This is a genomic window from Xanthomonas cannabis (assembly GCF_040616535.1).
Lineage (GTDB): Bacteria > Pseudomonadota > Gammaproteobacteria > Xanthomonadales > Xanthomonadaceae > Xanthomonas > Xanthomonas cannabis.
In genome coordinates, this window is record NZ_CP136580.1 from 2125254 (window position 1) to 2142646 (window position 17393).

A 17393-nucleotide genomic window follows, 5' to 3' on the forward strand; every position below is an offset into this window, starting at 1 on the left:
GGCCTTCGTTACCTGATCGAGACCGATCCGCGCTTCGTCAACTACGACAACTTCATCAGCAGCGACTTCCTGCTGGACAAGCTGGGCGTGGACCCGGAGTGGACCCAGATCCGCCTGGGCGACGGCTTCTACGAGCAGCGCCTGGTGCTGGACCAGATCACCCAGCTCACTGGTCGTCGTTATTTGGGCAACTACGCCGACGGCGTGGCGCAGTACCGCGCCTTGCTCGAGTCCGGCGTGGCCGCTGCAGGCCAGCTGCAGCTGAGCATGGGCGTTGGCCTAACTGCCGCCCAGGCGGCTGCACTCACGCAAGACATCGTGTGGATGGTGGAGCAGGACTACCAGGGCCAGAAGGTGCTGGTGCCGGTGGTCTACCTGGCCTCCAACTCGCTGCAGTTGCGTGGCAATGGTGCCTTGATTGCCGGCGGCAACGTCGAGCTCAACGCCAGCAATTCCATGAGCAACCAAGGCGTCATTGCCGGCGCCGACGTCAGCATCACCGCCGGCAACCTGCTCAACCAGGGGCGTATCAGCGGCACCGGCACCGTGGCATTGGAAGCGCGCAACGACCTGCTCAACCAGGGCCAGATCCAGGGCCGCGATGTCGCATTGGCCGCCGGCAACAACCTGGTCAGCGAAGCGGCCAAGGCCATCAATGGCGTCGGCATCCTGTCGGGCATCACCGCCAGCAACACCCTGCAACTCATGGCCGGCAACGATATGACGTTGACCGGCACCCGCGTGCAGGCGGGCGGCAGTGCGGCGCTGATTGCAGGCAATAACCTGAGCCTCACACCGAGTGCCTTGCGCGACGACAATGGCCTGCTGCGTGGCGGCGATGCCGTGTCACTCGTCACGGGTAAAGACCTGATCGTGTCCGCAGGCAACGACCTGCAACTGCATGGCGTCAGCATCAACGCGGGCGGCAGCGCCGCCTTGCAGGCAGGCAACAATCTCTCGCTGACCCCGACCACCGGTCTGGACGGCAAGGTCGCCACCCGCACCAGCATCAGCACCGGCGACAGCCTGCAGCTCACTGCGGGCAACGACCTGACCATTCGCCAGGCCGAAGTGAAGGCAGGCGGCGATCTGATCGCTGCAGCCGGCAACAACCTCAATGTCGAGTCGGTGCTCAACGACAGCGAGACCAACAGCTACAACTCACGCAACGGCAGACGCGCGTCACTACCACGACCACTACGCAAACCATCGACCAACAGGCGCTCACTGCCGGCGGCAACCTGATCCTCAGCGCCGGCAATGACGTCAATCTGGTCGCTGCCAAGCTCGATGCAGGCAAGGGCTTGGGCATCAGCGCCGGCAACGACATCAACGCCAGCACGCTGACCACGGTGGACACCAGCGACGTCCTGGAAACGCGCAAGCGCTTCAAGCAGACCACCAGCACCAGCGACGAAACCGTCCACGGCACCGAGTTCACCGCCGGCGGCAACCTCGCCATGCAGGCGGGCAACGACATCACCCTGACTGCCGCATTGGCCGCCACCAAGGACGGCGGCATCACCCTGGCCGCCGGCAACGACGTCAACCTGCTCGCCGGCAGCGAGCAGCACGATGCCGTGCAGGACATGACCAAGAAGAAGAAGGGCACGTTCTCCAGCAAGACGACCACTACGCATGATGAGTGGCACGACACCGTGGCGGTCACTACTACACTCAGTGGCGACACGGTGCAAGTTGCGGCGGGTAACGATCTGCTGTCGCAAGGCGCACGGGTCGCCAGCACCGGCGATGTGGTGTTGGCCGCTGGCAACAACCTCACGTTGGACACGGTGCAGAACACGCACAGCGAGGAACACGAAAAGACAGTCAAGAAGTCCGGCCTCTACGGCGGCGGTGGATTCAGCGTCGCCTTGGGCGTCACCAAGAAGACCGACGGATTAGATGTCACCGAGGTCACCAATGCCGGCAGCCTGGTCGGCAGTACCGACGGCTCGGTGACGATGACAGCTGGCAACAAGGTGTCCGTCACCGGTAGCGATGTACTGAGCGCCACCAGAAGCACCATCGTGGGTAAGGAAGTCACGATTGCGGCAGCGGAAAACACCGCGGATACGGTGCAGACGTCCAAGCAGCAGAGTGCAGGCATTACCTTGGGGTTGACTGGTGGGGCTGTAGATGCCGCGCAGGCGATCTACGGCGCTGTCAAGCGTGGCTCGGAGGTCGAGGACGATCGCCTGAAGGCGCTCTACGCCGCCAAGGCAGGTTACGCGGTCAGCGACACAGTGGGCTTGGTCGGCAATGGCCTGAAGGGCTACGACGGCCAGGCGGTTGCCGGCAACATGAACAAGACCGGCGCCGCCGCTGCGGATGGCGCACAAGGTGCCGCCAATGCGGCGGGCGTGAGCTTGCGCCTTGGCATCGGCGCCAGCAGCTCGTCGAGCAAGACGACCACGCACGAGGAAACCACCGGCGGTAGCCGCATCCTCAGCAACGGCGATATCACCATCGCCGCGACGGGCGGTGACCTCAACGTCATCGGCAGCAAGATCGCTGGTGAAAACGTGGCCCTGGCCGCTGCAAACAATCTCAACCTGCTGAGCAACAAGGAAACCAATACCACCAAATCGGAGAACAAGAACGCCGGTGGCGAGATCGGCATCAGTGTCGGCGCGGTCACGGGCTACTACCTGTCGGTCACCGCGGGCAAGGGCAGTGCCAAAGGTAATAGCGACCTACGCACGGAAAGTGTGATCACGGCCAACGACAGCTTGACCCTGGTCAGCGGCAACGACACCACCATCCAGGGTGCACAGGCCATCGGCAACAAGGTGCTGGCCAATGTCGGCGGCGACCTGCTGATCAAGAGCGAGCAGGACACCAACGAGTACAAGAGCAAGCAACAACAAGCCAGCCTGACGCTGGCGACCGGCTCGGGCAGCGGCGGCAGTTACAGCCAACAGAAGGTCAACAGCAGCTATACCAGCGTCACCGAGCAGAGTGGCATCCAGGCCGGCAATGGCGGCTTCGACATTACGGTGGGCGGCAACACGGCCTTGGTCGGCGGTGCCATTGCAAGTGCGGCCGATGCCAGCCTCAATCGGCTGTCCACCGGCAGCCTGACGGTCGAGGAGTTGCAGAACAAGGCCGAGTACAAGACCAGCGGCGTCTCCGTGGCCGGTGGTACGGGCAGCAGCATGGCCAGCGTGGCCATCGGTACCGGGCTGAGCATGCTGGGCAACGCCAGCGACAGCTCGAGCAGCACGACCAAAAGCGACATCGCTGCCGGCTCGATCCAGATCCGCAATGGTGACGCATCCGCGCTGGCAGGTCTGGATCGCAGTGCAACCGAGTTGCAGCAGTCAGGCCTGAAGGAAATCTTCGATCAGAAGAAGATCGAGGATCAGAAAGAGCTGATGGGGCTGGCTGGAGCGATCGGGTTCCGGGCAGCGGGTGATATCGCCAGCAGCATGCAACAACGTGCGCTCAGCGAATACGCGACTGCCTACAGCACGAACAATCCGCAAGGAATGGCTGACGCCCAGGCGAAGATGGACAGCTGGGCCGACGGGGGCCTGAACAAGACACTGCTTCATGGTCTCACCGGCGCCGCGGTGGCCGCGCTGGGCGGCGGCGATGTGGCGGGAGGCGCGCTCGCTGCCGCTGGTGCCGAGAAGGCGAAGCTGGCGATGGCCGGGTACCTCAGGGATCAGGGGGTTGCCAGTGATAGCGAAACCTATCGAGCCCTGATGGAACTGGGTAGTGCGGCCATCGGTGGAGCGCTGGGCGGCGTTGCAGGAGCCAACACTGCGTTGGCCGGCGATCAGTTCAACCGGCAGCTGCACCCGGACGAAGTGAAGTGGATCAAGGACAATGCCGCGGTATTCGCCTACGAGCAGGGCATCTCGGAAGAGAGTGCCAAGCAGATCCTGCTCATCGAAGCAGCGTCGTACGTAGATGCGACGATTCAATCGGCTTTGAAGGATGTGCCGATGAATGCAGCGTCCGTCGAATTCCTCAAGACGAACAACAACGAGTACGACGGTGTAAAAGCCTTCGATACGAGCGATCGAGACAATTTCCACCTCTACGGCAAAAAACTGGCAGGCACGCCGGAGAATTTCAAGGAAGTCTTCGATGCGCTTGGTGCCGCAGGCCTGAAAAAGGACGAGCTTCAGTTGCTGTACCAGCCGGAGCTGTTGACTTACGCCGGGAAGGGTATTGGCAGAGACAGCCGCCTAACCGTCGCTGTTCCAGCCATGGGAGCCGCGATCGGCGTCGCCGCGGTAGGTGGCGGGGCGTGCGCATTAAATCTTGTTGCTTGTGGCCGACTAGCAGTCGGTGCGCTCGACGCGATCGCAACCGAGGCAACTGGCGGTCATAGTCTGCTTGTATCTACTGCGTGGGGTGGTGCGGTCGTTGCAAAGAAGTTTGATGACATAGTGAAATCCGCTGGTTTGACCGCAGAGCAGATCGCGATTGCTTTTGGGCGGGCACCTTCGACGAAAGTAGCGCCCTTGGCGCTCAATCTTGGCGAGGTCGCTAAGATTGATGGCGTCAATGTAACGAGAGTTGGGCGCTGGATGTCATCTGTTGAGTTGGAGGCGATGCAATCTACTAATCGCGTAGTTCAAGGGGGAGGTGGGCAGACATACATTTCTGTCAACGGGGCTGGCGACTTTAGGGCTACCGCACCTAGCGGTTCTCTTTACGTGGAGTTCGATGTTCCCGTCAACAGTCTTGTTCAGGGGGGGAAGCAGGGGTGGTTCAAGATGCTTGGGCCAGATGCTAGTAAATCTCAAAAATTCATGCTTGGAAAACAAGGCGGTGAAGAGCTTCCGCAGGTTAGTAATGTTAAGATTGTCGATAAAAAGGCGGATTAATCATGAGCATGGTTCGATTTAAAGAAGACTTGTTGGCCTCTCTCAAGGGTTGCGAATTCGAATTAAGTAATTTCAAGAATGGTGATTTCGGGGATCTCCAGCGAGTGGAAGTTCAAGGTTTTAACAAGCTGGGGACAGTGGAGTTTTGGTCCTTAGGATGGGTTGGGGTTGATCTTGTTGATTGCGTTTCTGGAACCCAAGAGATGAGCTTGCTGCTTTCCCCAGAGCAGCTAGATTTGGTTGGCAGTGAGTTAAGGAAATTTGCAGCTTTGATGACCGGGTCAAAAATTTGAATGTTGGGTCATGCGTCTGCCGCTACCCAATAGTTCTGTGCACGGCGATGTCTTCGTCTTGATCTGCCGACCAAGACTCGTTCGATCAGCCTGATTCATTGGCAACGTGGCGCTTGTAAAGCCGTTAAATGAGGCTGATAAGCGAAACTGCTAAGTCAGTCAAGTTCAGCCACGTTCACGACCAGTTCGCCATTGCGCACTCGCACATTCAGTTTGCTTCCGATGGTAAACCCTAGTTGTTCCAGCCAGCGACCGCGTAGGCGTAGTGTAGGAATACGTTGATCGCTGGCGGGGTAGTAGCCATAACCGACTGTCAGTTGTTGGGGCGGGCGCGGGCGACGCTTTGCGCGCTGTTGTTTGACAAGGTCGGCGGCGTTGGCGGCTTCAATCTCTTCGGGGGTGAGCATCGGGGTAAGCGGCGACTCTTTGATGCGCCAGACCGCGTCCAGGGGTGGTTGACGCTTTACGCGCTTGCGCGTGGTGGTGCGAGATTGCGGTTGACGCATGGCAAAGCCCTCCGTTGCGAACAGGCGCCGTCGCCGATCAGCGACGGGATGTCGGGAGGTTAGAAACCGCTCATAGCCGGCGGGCGTATTTCCCCGAAGGGTGTTGTATTAGCCGCCCTCCCGACGCAGGCATCGCGTCGGTTGCACCTACGAAATACAGGCACAAAAAACCCACCGGTTTGACGGAGGTGGGTACCGCTATGAGAGGAGTTTCTACGCTCCTTGGAGCAAGAGATTGCTACCGCGCAGGAGCCATGTCAATGGCTTCGTAACATCGCGCTCAACGCTACCAGCGCCCTGAGCAACCAGGGCGTCATTGCCGGTGCCGATGTCAGCGTCACTGCCGGCAACCTGCTCAACCAGGGCCGTATCAGCGGCACCGGTAGCGTGGCGCTGGAAGCACGTAACGACCTGCTCAACCAAGGGCAGATCCAGGGCCGCGACGTGGCACTGCTGGCAGGCAACAACTTGGTCAGCGAAGCGGCCAAGGCCGTCAATGGCGTGGGCATCCTGTCCGGCATCACCGCCAGCAACACCGTGCAAATGATGGCCGGCAACGACATGACGTTGACCGGCACCCGCGTGCAGGCGGGCGGCAGTGCGGCGCTGATTGCAGGCAATAACCTGAGCCTCACACCTAGTGCCTTGCGCGACGACAATGGTCTGCTGCGTGGCGGCGATGCCGTGTCACTCGTCACGGGTAAAGACCTGATCGTGTCCGCAGGCAACGACCTGCAACTGCATGGCGTCAGCATCAACGCGGGCGGCAGCGCCGCCTTGCAGGCAGGCAACAATCTCTCGCTGACCCCGACCACCGGCCTGGACGGCAAGGTCGCCACCCGCACCAGCATCAGCACCGGCGACAGCCTGCAGCTGACCGCCGGCAACGACCTGACCATCCGTCAGGCCGAGGTCAAGGCGGGCGGTGATCTGATCGCCGCAGCCGGCAACAACCTCACTGTTGAGTCGGTGCTCAACGACAGCGAGACCACCAGCTACAACTCGCGCAACGGCAAGACGCGCGTCACTACCACGACCACTACGCAAACCATCGACCAACAGGCGCTCACCGCCGGCGGCAACCTGATCCTCAGCGCCGGCAACGACGTCAATCTGGTCGCTGCCAAGCTCAATGCAGGCAAGGGCTTGGGGATCAGCGCCGGCAACGACATCAACGCCAGCACGCTGACCACGGTGGATACCAGCGATGTTCTGGAGACGCGCAAGCGCTTCAAGCAGACCACCAGCACCCGCGACGAAACCGTCCAGGGCACCGAGTTCACCGCCGGTGGCAACCTCGCCATGCAGGCGGGCAACGACATCAGCCTGACTGCCGCATCGGCTGCGACCAAGGAAGGCGGCATCACCCTGGCGGCCGGCAACGACGTCAACCTGCTCGCCGCCAGCGAGCAGCACGATGCCGTGCAGGACATGACCAGGAAGAAGAAGGGCACGTTCAGCAGCAAGACCACGACGACGCATGACGAGTGGCAGGACACCGTGGCGGTCACCACCACGCTCAGTGGCGATACGGTGCAGATCGCGGCGGGTAACGATCTGCTGTCGCAAGGCGCACAGGTCGCCAGCACCGGCGATGTGGTGTTGGCCGCTGGCAACAACCTCACGTTGGACACGGTGCAGAACACGCACAGCGAAGAGCATGAGAAGACCGTCAAGAAGTCTGGTCTCTACGGCGGAGGTGGCTTCAGCGTCGCCTTGGGCGTGACCAAGAAAACCGATGGTCTGGACGTTACCGAGGTCACCAACACCGGCAGCCTGGTCGGCAGCACCGACGGCGCGGTGACGATGACCGCCGGCAACAAGGTCGTCATCACCGGTAGCGATGTGCTGAGTGCCACCAGCACCACCATCGTGGGCAAAGAGGTCACCATTGCCGCAGCGGAACACACCGTGGACACGGTGCAAACGTCCAAGCAGCAGAGTGCAGGCATTACGTTGGGTTTGACCGGTGGGGTAGTAGCTGCGGCGGAAGCGGCCTATAGCGCGACCAAACGTGGTTCGGAGGTAGAAGACGATCGTCTAAAGGCACTCTATGCCGCCAAGGCGGGATATGCAGTCAGCGATGGCGTGGCCGAGTATCAGGCAGCTGCGGCCGCTGGCAGCAGTATGGGGGGCGTGAGTCTACGCATCGGGATCGGTGCTAGCAGTGCGTCGAGCAAGACGACTACGCATGAGGAAACCACTGGCGGTAGCCGCATCCTGAGCGACGGAAACGTCACCATCGCTGCGACCGGCGGCGACCTGAATGTCATCGGCAGCAAGATCAATGGTGAAAACGTCGCGCTCTCTGCCGCGAACGACCTGAACTTGTTGAGTAACCTGGAGACCAACACCAACAAGTCGGAGAACAAGAACGCCGGTGGCGAGATTGGTGTCAGCGTTGGTACAACGACGGGTGTGTATCTCACTGCCTATGCTGGTAAAGGCAGTGCCAAGGGCAATAGTGACGTACACGCTGAGAGCGTGGTGACCGCCAACGACAGGTTGACGTTGATCAGTGGCAATGACACCACGATCAAGGGCGCACAAGCAATCGGCAACAAAGTGCTGGCCGATGTTGGCGGTGACCTGCTGATCCAAAGTGAGCAAGACACAAGCGACTACAAGAGCAAGCAGCAACAGGCGGGCATGACGTTGGTGTGGGGCTTTAGCGGAAGCAGTGCAAGCTACAGTCAGCAGAAGGTCAATAGCAGCTACACGAGTGTCAACGAACAGAGCGGCATCCAGGCCGGCAACGGTGGATTTGATATCACTGTCGGCGGCAATACGCACCTTGTTGGAGGTGCAATCGCAAGTACAGCGGATGCGGTACTCAATCGCCTGTCCACAGACAGTTTGACGGTAGACGATCTTCAGAACGAAGCAAAGGCAAAGGCATCGAACATCGGTGTGAGCGCGGGGACCAGTGGTGCTGGGTTAGCACAATCGGCCGCAAGCGCAGGACTCAGTGCTTTAGGTGGCGCTAATAGTAATGCGATGAGTACTACTCGCAGTGACATTGCTGCTGGTGCTATTGAAATACGTAATAAGGATCTCGGTGACCTGGAAGGTCTGCAACGTAGCGCTGCAGTACTTGATGGCAACAGCGTCAAGGCGATTGATACGAACAAGTTGCAGGAACAGATCGAGCTGAGCCAGGTTGCAGGGGAAGTCGGATTCCGTGCTGCCAAGGACGTGATTGCTGCACGGCGTGACGCGGCATCAGAAGAGCTAAGAGCCGCAGCCGAAGACTATCAAGCTGCCACAACCGATGAAGAGCGTGCAGCAGCAGTGGTACGGCGTGATGCCGCTCAATCCAGTCTCAAGCAGTGGTCCGATGGCGGTAACGCCAAGATGGCAACGCAGGTACTAGCAGGCGTGTTCCAAGCGAGCCTTGGCGGGGGCAGTGCCCTCAGTGCTGCAGCTGGTGTGGCTGCCAACGAAGGTTTCCTGACCAAGCTATCAGCAAGCATCAACAAGGGCTTGGATGGCGATGGTATCGCCCACGAAGGAGCGATGAACCTGGCCAGCATTGGCCTGGGCCTGATTGCTGGCGGTCTGATGGGGGATGCCACATCGGGCGCCATCGCCGCCAATACTTCCCAGCAATACGGCTATTACGACTACCGTGATGGTAAGCGACAGCTGCTAGCCTCCGACGCTCTGCGTGAGATGGCCGGCGGTGACGAAGCTTTGCTGCAAGGCATGCGTACGCTGATCAACGAGGCAATCAAGAATGGCGCGGATCCAGCCAGCCTCGCGGCGGCGCTGACAACGCCTGGCGTTGCCAACAACATGGCGGGCATGGCGCTGGTTGAAGCATCGGCACAGAAGCAATACGGCAAGAGTTTTGGCGCGCTCGATGTAGTAGATCAGAAGTCAGTCTTGGGGCTGCTAGGTAAGGTCTATGTTGGTGGTATCCAGAGCACTGATCCTGAGAGACAAGCTCTTGTTACTACGGGAGGTGTCGAGACGCTACCGACGGTAGAGGTAGTCGGTAAATCGTCCGGTGGGCTCCTGCACGCTGGTCAGCTTGTCAGCGGAGTCATCGAGAGTGGTGGTCGCGGCGTTGAGAAGGCAAGCAACTGGCTGGGTCAAGACACGGCATTGGCGCTTGCTTACGTCGCAATGGCGGCTGCTGGCGGCCCGGTCAAGACCGTTGCGAGTACGCTGTTTGAAAACTCTGCGCCTGGCGAGTTCTTGCAGAACAAGAAACAGCAGTATGTGGTTGATCCGTTTGGAAATTTTATTGGTACTTATGGCCTAGGAGCCCAGAACGAGCAGCAGCTTCAATCGGTACGGCCTGCCACAAGTATGATGGCAGGGATGGGCGTCGACTCGATGGCGTCCGTTATTGGCGTCATCAGTACGGGTAAGGCAGCCAATAGTCTTCTTGAGAGTTCGCAGGGCATTGGAAAGAAAATTGATGACGCCGAAGGTAAGATTGTTTGGGTTGATGAAAAAGCGTCGATGAGTTCCAAGGCGCGCGATTATAATGACTCTGCCCCAGGTGCGCGATCAAACGTGGAAACCCAAGCATCGCAAGCGCCTTCAATCACGAGGACCATGCCAGATGGAACGGAACGGCCTGTCAAGTTCGACGGTGTTGACGCAGATGTGTTGATGGATCGTAAAATATCAGTGGTTACCACGCCAAAGGCGAAAGATCAGGCGTTACGTCAATCTCAAGCTTTGTCAGAACAGGGTTTAACCGGTCGATGGGAAGTGCCCACACAGGCACAGGCTAATCGTGCAAAGAAAATGTTCGAAGAGCTTGGTATTAACAACATAACTGTAGAGGTGGTTAAGCCATGAGAGAAGCTAATAAAACTTTTGCCAAAGTTATAGCTAATTTTTGTAATTTTCTAGAGTTTTCTGATGCTAAAGTTGTCGATCAAGATGCGGCTGTTCAGATGATGGAGCAGTTGGCCTTCGAGCTGCAGGAACTTCCTGATGTCGAAAGGGCTCTGCTGTGTTCTGATTTGGTTTCGGAATCTTTAAATTATGAGGGTGAGGTTGCCGATTTTGTGAAAAATATTCCAAGTTCACTTGGTTTGAATGAATAAAAGAACGGGGTCAGATTCTTAGGTATCCCCACGTTTTTACGGTATCAGCGTCATCTGCTCACGCACTGTGTCGGGCAGTGTGCGTAAGCGTTCTAGCCAGCGTGAGACAGGTTCCATCGCCCAGCGTCTGACCAACGCCTCGCGGCCGACGCGCAGTGTCGAGTAGAGCTTGCGTGTGCTGTTGCGTGGCGGCAGCCACTGGGCGATGCCGGTGGCTTCGCAGCCCAGTCCTGCCAGCCAGCTGGCGAATGATACGCCCAGAGTTCCGTAGACACTCAAGACCCTCGTTGCGCATAGCGCCGTTCAAACTCTACAGGGGACAGGTCACCAGTTGAACCGTGGCGGCGGTTGGGGTTGTAGAACATCTCGATGTAGTCGAATACCTCGGCGCGTGCGGCGTCCTTAGTGGGATAAATCCGTCGCCTGATCCGCTCGCGTTTGAGCAGGCCGAAGAAGCTCTCCACGGGTGCGTTGTCGTGGCAGTTGCCACGCCGACTCATGCTGCACACCAAGCCATGGGACGCCAGGAAACTCTGCCAGTCATCGCTGGTGTAGACAGACCCTTGGTCCGAGTGAACCAGGCAACCAGCGTTGGGTTTGCGCCGCCACACCGCAGACAACAAGGCCTGCACGACCAACTCGGTGTCGGCCCGATCGCGCATCGCCCAGCCGACGACCTGCCTGGAAAACAGATCGATCACCACAGCCAGGTACATCCAGCCTTCGTGCGTGCGAATGAAGGTGAAATCACTCGCCCAGGCCATGTCCGGCTCAGTCACGTCGAACTGTCGGTCCAGCAGGTTGGCCGCCGCCTTGCACGGCATTCCGCCATGGAAGCGCGGTTTGCGACCATAGCCTACCTGGGCACGCAATCCCGCGGCGCGCATCAATCGATGCACACGATGGCGACTGCAACGCTCACCCAGATCGCGTAGGTCCTTGGCGATCTTGCGATGCCCATACACACTGCCGCTGGCCAGCCAGTGGTGCTTGATTAGTCCAAACAACCGATCATCTTCCTTGGCGCGCTCACTGTCGGGCGCCTTTAGCCACGCGTAGTATCCAGCCCGGTTCACCCGCAACACCCGGCACATCGCACACACCCTGAACTCCCCGCAGTGGGCTTGCATGAAGGCGTACTTTGCCTTTACCCCTTGGCAAAGTACGCGGCGGCCTTTTTTAGGATGTCGCGCTCCTCGGTCACTCGACGCAACTCGGCCTTCAGGCGCCGAACCTCGGCGCTCTGGTCCACCTCGGCGCGCTGTACCACGCCGGGCTTGCCGAACTTGCGCAACCAGGCGTACAGGCTGTGCGTCGTGACACCCACCCGCTCGGCGACTTCTGCCACCTTGAACCCACGATCAGTCACTTGCCGGACCGCCTCGATCTTGAACTCATCCGTATACCGCTTGCTGCTCATAGACACCTCCGAATCGACCATTTTCCATGGCCATGAGATGTCTAGGAAACCCTGGGCGTATCAGTTCACCAGCCGCGACTACACCCGACTGGTTCGCAGCTATGGGCTGATGCAGGAGTTCATCACCCCGCATTACCCACAGCAGAACGGGATGGTGGAGCGTGTGATCCGGACCTTGAAGGAACAGTGCGTGCACCGACATCGCTTTGAGAGCCACACCCACGCGCTGCGAATGATTGCTGACTGGATCGCCTTCTACAACCAACAGCGCCCTCACCAGACGCTGAAGATGATGACCCCGGACGCGGCCTATGCCGCTACATTAACCCCATGACCTGAGCAGAAACCGGTGGGTCATTACAAGTCCGGACTGGCCCACTAAGGAAAATAATGGTTTCGCTGATGGTTTCGATGCGGTGCCAAAAGTTATTGAACTTAGGCCGGGGGAAACTTTTGACAGGTTTGGGGGGAGATTTGACGAGTATGGAAATTTTACCGATCGGGGAAACTTTGTCGCGCCGCTGGATGTGCCGTTTGATCAGCGCGCCTTGCCAAGCTCAAGCATGGACTCGCCGCAGAAGAAGTATGTGGTTTTGAAGCCTATCCCCAAAGTAGAATCGGGTAACGCATCTCCGTGGTTCGGGAAGCCGGGCGGAGGAGTCCAGCACAAGCTGCCCATGAGTATCGATGAATTGAAGTCAAATGGATTTATCAGGGAAATTGAATAGATTAAAGGTGGTTTAAGTGAAAATCGATGAAATAGCCTATTTTTTCTTAATGTATGCAGAGATGCAGGGGAAACCGTACAAGTTTCTTCCTTTAGGGACTGATGTTGAGGAGTTTGGTGCTCCGTACATAGAGATTAATGAATCAGGAGTTTTGGCTATTGTTGCAAAGGATCGTGGTAGTGAATGTCTAAGGAAGGAAACAGATTCTCCTGAAGTTCTAGCGAGGTGGATTTATGAAATTTATAACAAATAAATTTAAAAAATGCTTAAGTAAGGCCTGAACAAATCGGCCTAACTTGGCGATCAACCAACCGAGCGGACGATTTCAATGCAAGTTGCCCTTCGGCGACGCGGAGTACGACGGCAAGCGCAAGCAGATGTCGCGCGAACTGTGCTTGGCCGAAATGGGTCATGTGGTGTCGTGGAAGAAACTGCTTGCGCTGATCGAGCTGCGCTATCCGAAGTCGGAGAAGCGGGGGCGACAGCCGTATCAGCTGGAAACGATGCTGCGCATTTGAAGAACGGGGTCTGAAGAACGGGGTCAGATGTAATTAACAAGTCGATCTAACCCTGCGGTCGGCCGAAGGCAACGCCTTGTTGCTGGCCAGCAAGGACATCGTGTTCGACGTTGCGCACAGCACCCAGTCCAGCGGCAATGCCAGCAACGGCAAGGGCTGGGGCTTCAACAATGCTGCCGACCTGCCATACGGCAACTACAACCAGCAGGGCACCTGCAGCGGGCAGACCGATACCATCACCGGCACGCAGTTGTCGGTGGGCGGCAACGCCAGCCTGACCACCACGCAGGGCGACATTGCACTGACTGCAAGCAACATCGCAGCCCAAGGCAATGTCAGCATGCGTGCGGCCGGCGACCTGACCATCCAGAGCGGGCAGGACCTGCTGGGCAATGCCAACCAGTCCACCAGCAAGGGCATCGGCACGGTGGTCATCTCCGACACCGAGCGCTTTGCCGGCTACAACAAGAAAAACCACACCGACGACAACGCACAGGTGGCGCAGGTGGCCAGCAATGTGGGCAGCCTGGGGGGCAATGTCAGCCTGACGGCTGGCGGCGCGTACACGCAGTCCGCCAGCAATGTGGTCGCTGCCAAGGATGTGGACATCACCGCTGCCTCGATCCAGTTGCTGACCGCTAATACGAGCAGCTCGGCCTCGCAGCAGGACGATGATCTGAAGATCGGCGCGTTCGCGCGCATCAAGTCCCCGCTGATCGATCTGATCAACAACGTGGACGATGCGCGCAAATCCGACGGGCGCTTGGGTGCGATGCAGGGCATGGCGGCAGCGGCAAATGCCTATCAAACGGCGAAGGCTGTTCAAAGCGGCTCGTTGCTCAGCGTGGAAGCCGGCGTCGGCTTCGCCACCAACGAGAGTAGCTTCAACAGCAGCAGTCAGATGTCGCAGGGCTCCACCATCACAGGCGGTGGCAACGTTAGCCTGAAAACCACCGAAGGCGACCTGCACATCGTCCAGGGCAACCTCAAGGCAGGCGACACGCTGAGCCTGGATTCGGCACGCGATCTGGTGCTGGAAGCCGGCAACTCCAGCAACACCGAGCAGAGCAAGGGCAGTAATGCCGGCTTCGAAGTGGGTGTGGGTGCCTCGGTGGGCGCACAGACCGGTGTCTATGCCTATGTGCAAGCCAGTGCGGGTAGCCACAAGTCGAACGTGGATGGCAGCACCTGGCAGAACACACAACTGGCCGGCCAGGACATCGTCCTCAAATCTGAGGGCGACACCACACTGCGTGGCGCGGTGGTCAAGGGCGACCGGATCGATGCACAGGTTGGTGGCGACCTCACCATCGAATCGCTGCAAGACAAGCTCGGTATTCAGTCCAAGGAAAGCAGCGTGGGTGGCCGAGTGCAGGTCTCAGCGGGTACCGCTTGGGATGCCAGCGGCTACGCAAGCGGCGCCAAGGCCAACGGCAACTACCTCGGTGTCGTTGAACAGTCGGGCTTGTTTGCGGGCAACGGCGGCTATCACGTCACCGCCGGCAATGTGAACCTGATCGGCGGTGCCATCGCCAGCACCAATGCCGGCGCCAGCGAACTGAGCGCCGACTCGCTGACGTTCACCGATCTGAAAAACCAGATGGACTACAGCGCCACCTCTGGCAGCATCAGCGGTGGATTCGGCAGTACCGGCAACCAAACCGATGCCAACGGCAACCCGATCCAGCGGACCGCTGGCGAGCAGTCCAGCGACATCGGCAACAACATCGCCAATGGCAACTACGGCAAGGCCAACACCGGTAGTTTCATGCCGGGCGTGCCGATGAGCGAAAGCGGCAGCGACACCAGCTATACCCGCGCCACGCTGACCGAAGGCACCATCAAGATCGGTGGCAAGATCACCACGGCTGCGGCGACCGGCATCAACACCGATGCCAGTGCCGCGCACGAAGCTGTGGCGACCTTGCCAGACGTGCGCAAGATCCTGGGCGAGCAGCAGGCAATGGCCGCCGCGGCCGGCACGGTCATCGCGACGGGCAGGCAGATCGGCCAGGACATTGCTGCTGCCGCTGAAAGCAAGACGCGGACCATCGAAGCACAATACAAAGAGGGCCTCGAAACCGACGATGAAAAGAACCGTTTTTCAGCATTGACGCCTGCTCAGCGGGAAAGCGAACTGCTACAGAAGGTTCCCGACTACCGCTCTGCCTACGAGTCAAAGCAGCAGTGGGGTACGGGCGGCGACTATAGCCGTGCGTTGCAGGCGGTAACCACGGTGCTGGTCGGCAGTGTTGCCGGTCAAGGCGCCGGCCAAGTTGCCGGTAATGCATTGGCACCCTATGCCGCACAGCTTATTGGCAAAACCTTCGATCAAAACCACGGCAGCGATCCCAACGCAGTCCTGCAAGGCTTGTCGCATGCGGTGCTTGGCGCAGTGCTGGCGCAAGTCAACGGTACGTCTATGGCGGGCGGTGCATTAGCCGGTGCAAGCGGCGAGCTGGCCGCGCAATATCTGACCAAGACGCTGTACGGCGACGATCCGCAAGCCTACGGCCCGGATGGTAAGTTCGATCCGAATCGATTGTCGGAAGCGGACAAGCAGATGATCGTCTCGTTGTCGCAGGCCGTTGGTGCGATTGCGGGTGGGATGACGGGTGGGAGTTTGGCGGATGCTGCGACCACCGCAAATATTGCGAAGAACTCGGTGGAAAACAATTTCCTCGGCAAGGATGATCATGCGAGATTGAAAGAGCTTCGTCAGAAAGCTGAAGCACAGTTTGGACTGAATCCACAAGAATCATTAGAGCTGGTCCTGCTTGACGCTGGTGACCAGATGAGCGCCGGTCTTTTGAAGAAGATATTGGCTGGGGAGAATCTCACTAAAGTTCAGGAAGCTGATCTAGCTACTTACTACTACCGCTATCTTGATCAAAATGGAAGCTTTGAAATAAATAACCTGCAAGGCATCGGGCCAGACCAGATGTATGGTTTTCCATATGCAGGATTAAGTGTTGATAAGCAAGCTTATATAAGTACAAACTTCAACTTCATGGAGCGATTGTTTGGTCGTGATAAGACGACCAACGACAAGATATATGCTGGCGCGCTCATCAAGTCAGGGCTTGAAGTCAGTCGTAGCGAAGATCTTCTCCCATCCTCAATGCAGCTAAGAAGTTTCTTCGCCCTCCATGATTCATTAAGCTCGAGCGCACTTGCAAGCCTGGGCTATCTCGGTGCAACTGCGGCGGGAATGAGTGAGGAAAATCGGCGCAATGTCGCAAATACGATTGCAGGAGTAACCCAGATTATTGGTGCAGGAGTAACTCCGAAAACCGGTCTGGTGCCAAACACTGGCAGCGTTGGAGTGCCTCGTGCGCCAATACCTCGTTACGTGGAAGAAGTGTCGCCGAATACACTGGTAATAACTCCTAAAAATCCCGCGGCTAGCAGCGGCAATGGAGTGTCGCCGAACAAGCCAGTTGAAGAGTCAGTAATCCCACCAAGTAGACCACTGGCACTTCCTTCACCCAATTTCAATGTGCCTAGTGGCTACATTGCATCTACGAACGCTGATGGTACTGCCACGGTTACTGGACCGCGTGGCGGTGTGTATAATTCAACTGGCAGATATACAGATGATGGGAAACCGATCTACCGCGACAACAGCGGTGGATATGTAACGCTTGATGGGGGAAGGGTTGACGTAAATGCGCCACCTAATTATGACGCAATTCCGCTGCATCACCTGTGCACTGATAAGTGTACTTCTGACTCGAACGGAAAAATAGCTTGGACATTGGAGTTTCAAAGATTTTTTGACGGCTCTGGTCTTGATATAAGTCGGGCGACTGAAAATTTGGTGGCTGTTCCAGGACATAGGGGGCCTCATCCTGAGCAGTACCATAAATACGTATACGGAACTCTCAATAGAGCCACAATGGGCTTGACTCCTAATACTCCAGAATACAAGATGGCTGTGACTCAGGCGCTTAATAGGATTAAGGTGGAGGCTGTAACGAGGGGGAGTGAAGTTAATAAGTGGTTAACAGGAGGGTGA

Annotated in this window: 8 protein-coding genes and 4 pseudogenes; 9 read left to right on the top strand and 3 right to left on the bottom strand. The window is 58.2% G+C overall.

The window, feature by feature from the left end:
- Positions 1-279 precede the first annotated feature (279 nt).
- Positions 280-4844, top strand: a pseudogene (locus tag RZV17_RS09110) (hemagglutinin repeat-containing protein); the annotation flags it as partial.
- Positions 4845-4846: 2 nt separating this feature from the next.
- A complete protein-coding gene (locus tag RZV17_RS09115; protein ID WP_355608776.1) occupies positions 4847-5137 on the top strand; it encodes a hypothetical protein in 291 nt (96 codons plus the stop codon).
- A 155-nt stretch (positions 5138-5292) separates the two neighbouring features.
- Here the strand turns inward: RZV17_RS09115 and RZV17_RS09120 are convergent, their stop codons facing one another.
- Positions 5293-5643: a SymE family type I addiction module toxin gene (locus RZV17_RS09120; protein WP_355608779.1), complete on the bottom strand. Its 351-nt coding sequence runs from the start codon at positions 5641-5643 to the stop codon at positions 5293-5295.
- Between the two features lie 270 nt (positions 5644-5913).
- On the opposite strand from RZV17_RS09120, the pseudogene RZV17_RS09125 reads away from it, so the two are divergent.
- Positions 5914-10458 (top strand): annotated as a pseudogene (locus tag RZV17_RS09125) (hemagglutinin repeat-containing protein); the annotation flags it as partial.
- Positions 10455-10709, top strand: coding sequence for a hypothetical protein (locus RZV17_RS09130; protein ID WP_184370467.1), 255 nt, complete (start codon positions 10455-10457; stop codon positions 10707-10709). The pseudogene RZV17_RS09125 and the gene RZV17_RS09130, both read left to right, overlap by 4 nt.
- Positions 10710-10745: 36 nt before the next feature.
- Here the strand turns inward: RZV17_RS09130 and RZV17_RS09135 are convergent.
- Positions 10746-10994: pseudogene (locus tag RZV17_RS09135) on the bottom strand (IS4 family transposase); the annotation flags it as partial.
- A protein-coding gene (locus RZV17_RS09140; RefSeq protein WP_355604652.1) for an IS3 family transposase occupies positions 10985-12129 on the bottom strand; the annotation gives its coding sequence in 2 pieces (ribosomal slippage) (positions 10985-11892 and positions 11892-12129; 1146 coding nt in all). The gene RZV17_RS09140 and the pseudogene RZV17_RS09135, both read right to left, overlap by 10 nt.
- A 37-nt stretch (positions 12130-12166) precedes the next feature.
- Here RZV17_RS09140 and RZV17_RS09145 point away from each other — a divergent pair.
- From RZV17_RS09145 to RZV17_RS09165, 5 genes and pseudogenes are all read left to right on the top strand, one after another.
- The gene (locus tag RZV17_RS09145) at positions 12167-12463 is read left to right on the top strand and encodes an integrase core domain-containing protein (RefSeq protein WP_260178887.1); all 297 of its coding nucleotides are present in this window, start codon (positions 12167-12169) and stop codon (positions 12461-12463) included.
- 82 nt (positions 12464-12545) lie between these two features.
- Positions 12546-12857 carry a TNT domain-containing protein gene (locus RZV17_RS09150; protein WP_338122368.1) on the top strand — a complete coding sequence of 104 codons (312 nt, stop codon included), beginning with the start codon at positions 12546-12548 and terminating at the stop codon, positions 12855-12857.
- 16 nt (positions 12858-12873) lie between these two features.
- The gene (locus RZV17_RS09155) at positions 12874-13110 is read left to right on the top strand and encodes a hypothetical protein (RefSeq protein WP_184370470.1); all 237 of its coding nucleotides are present in this window, start codon (positions 12874-12876) and stop codon (positions 13108-13110) included.
- Positions 13111-13234: 124 nt separating this feature from the next.
- Positions 13235-13372: pseudogene (locus RZV17_RS09160) on the top strand (IS5/IS1182 family transposase); the annotation flags it as partial.
- Positions 13373-13451: 79 nt separating this feature from the next.
- A complete protein-coding gene (locus RZV17_RS09165) occupies positions 13452-17393 on the top strand; it encodes a hemagglutinin repeat-containing protein (RefSeq protein ID WP_355608785.1) in 3942 nt (1313 codons plus the stop codon).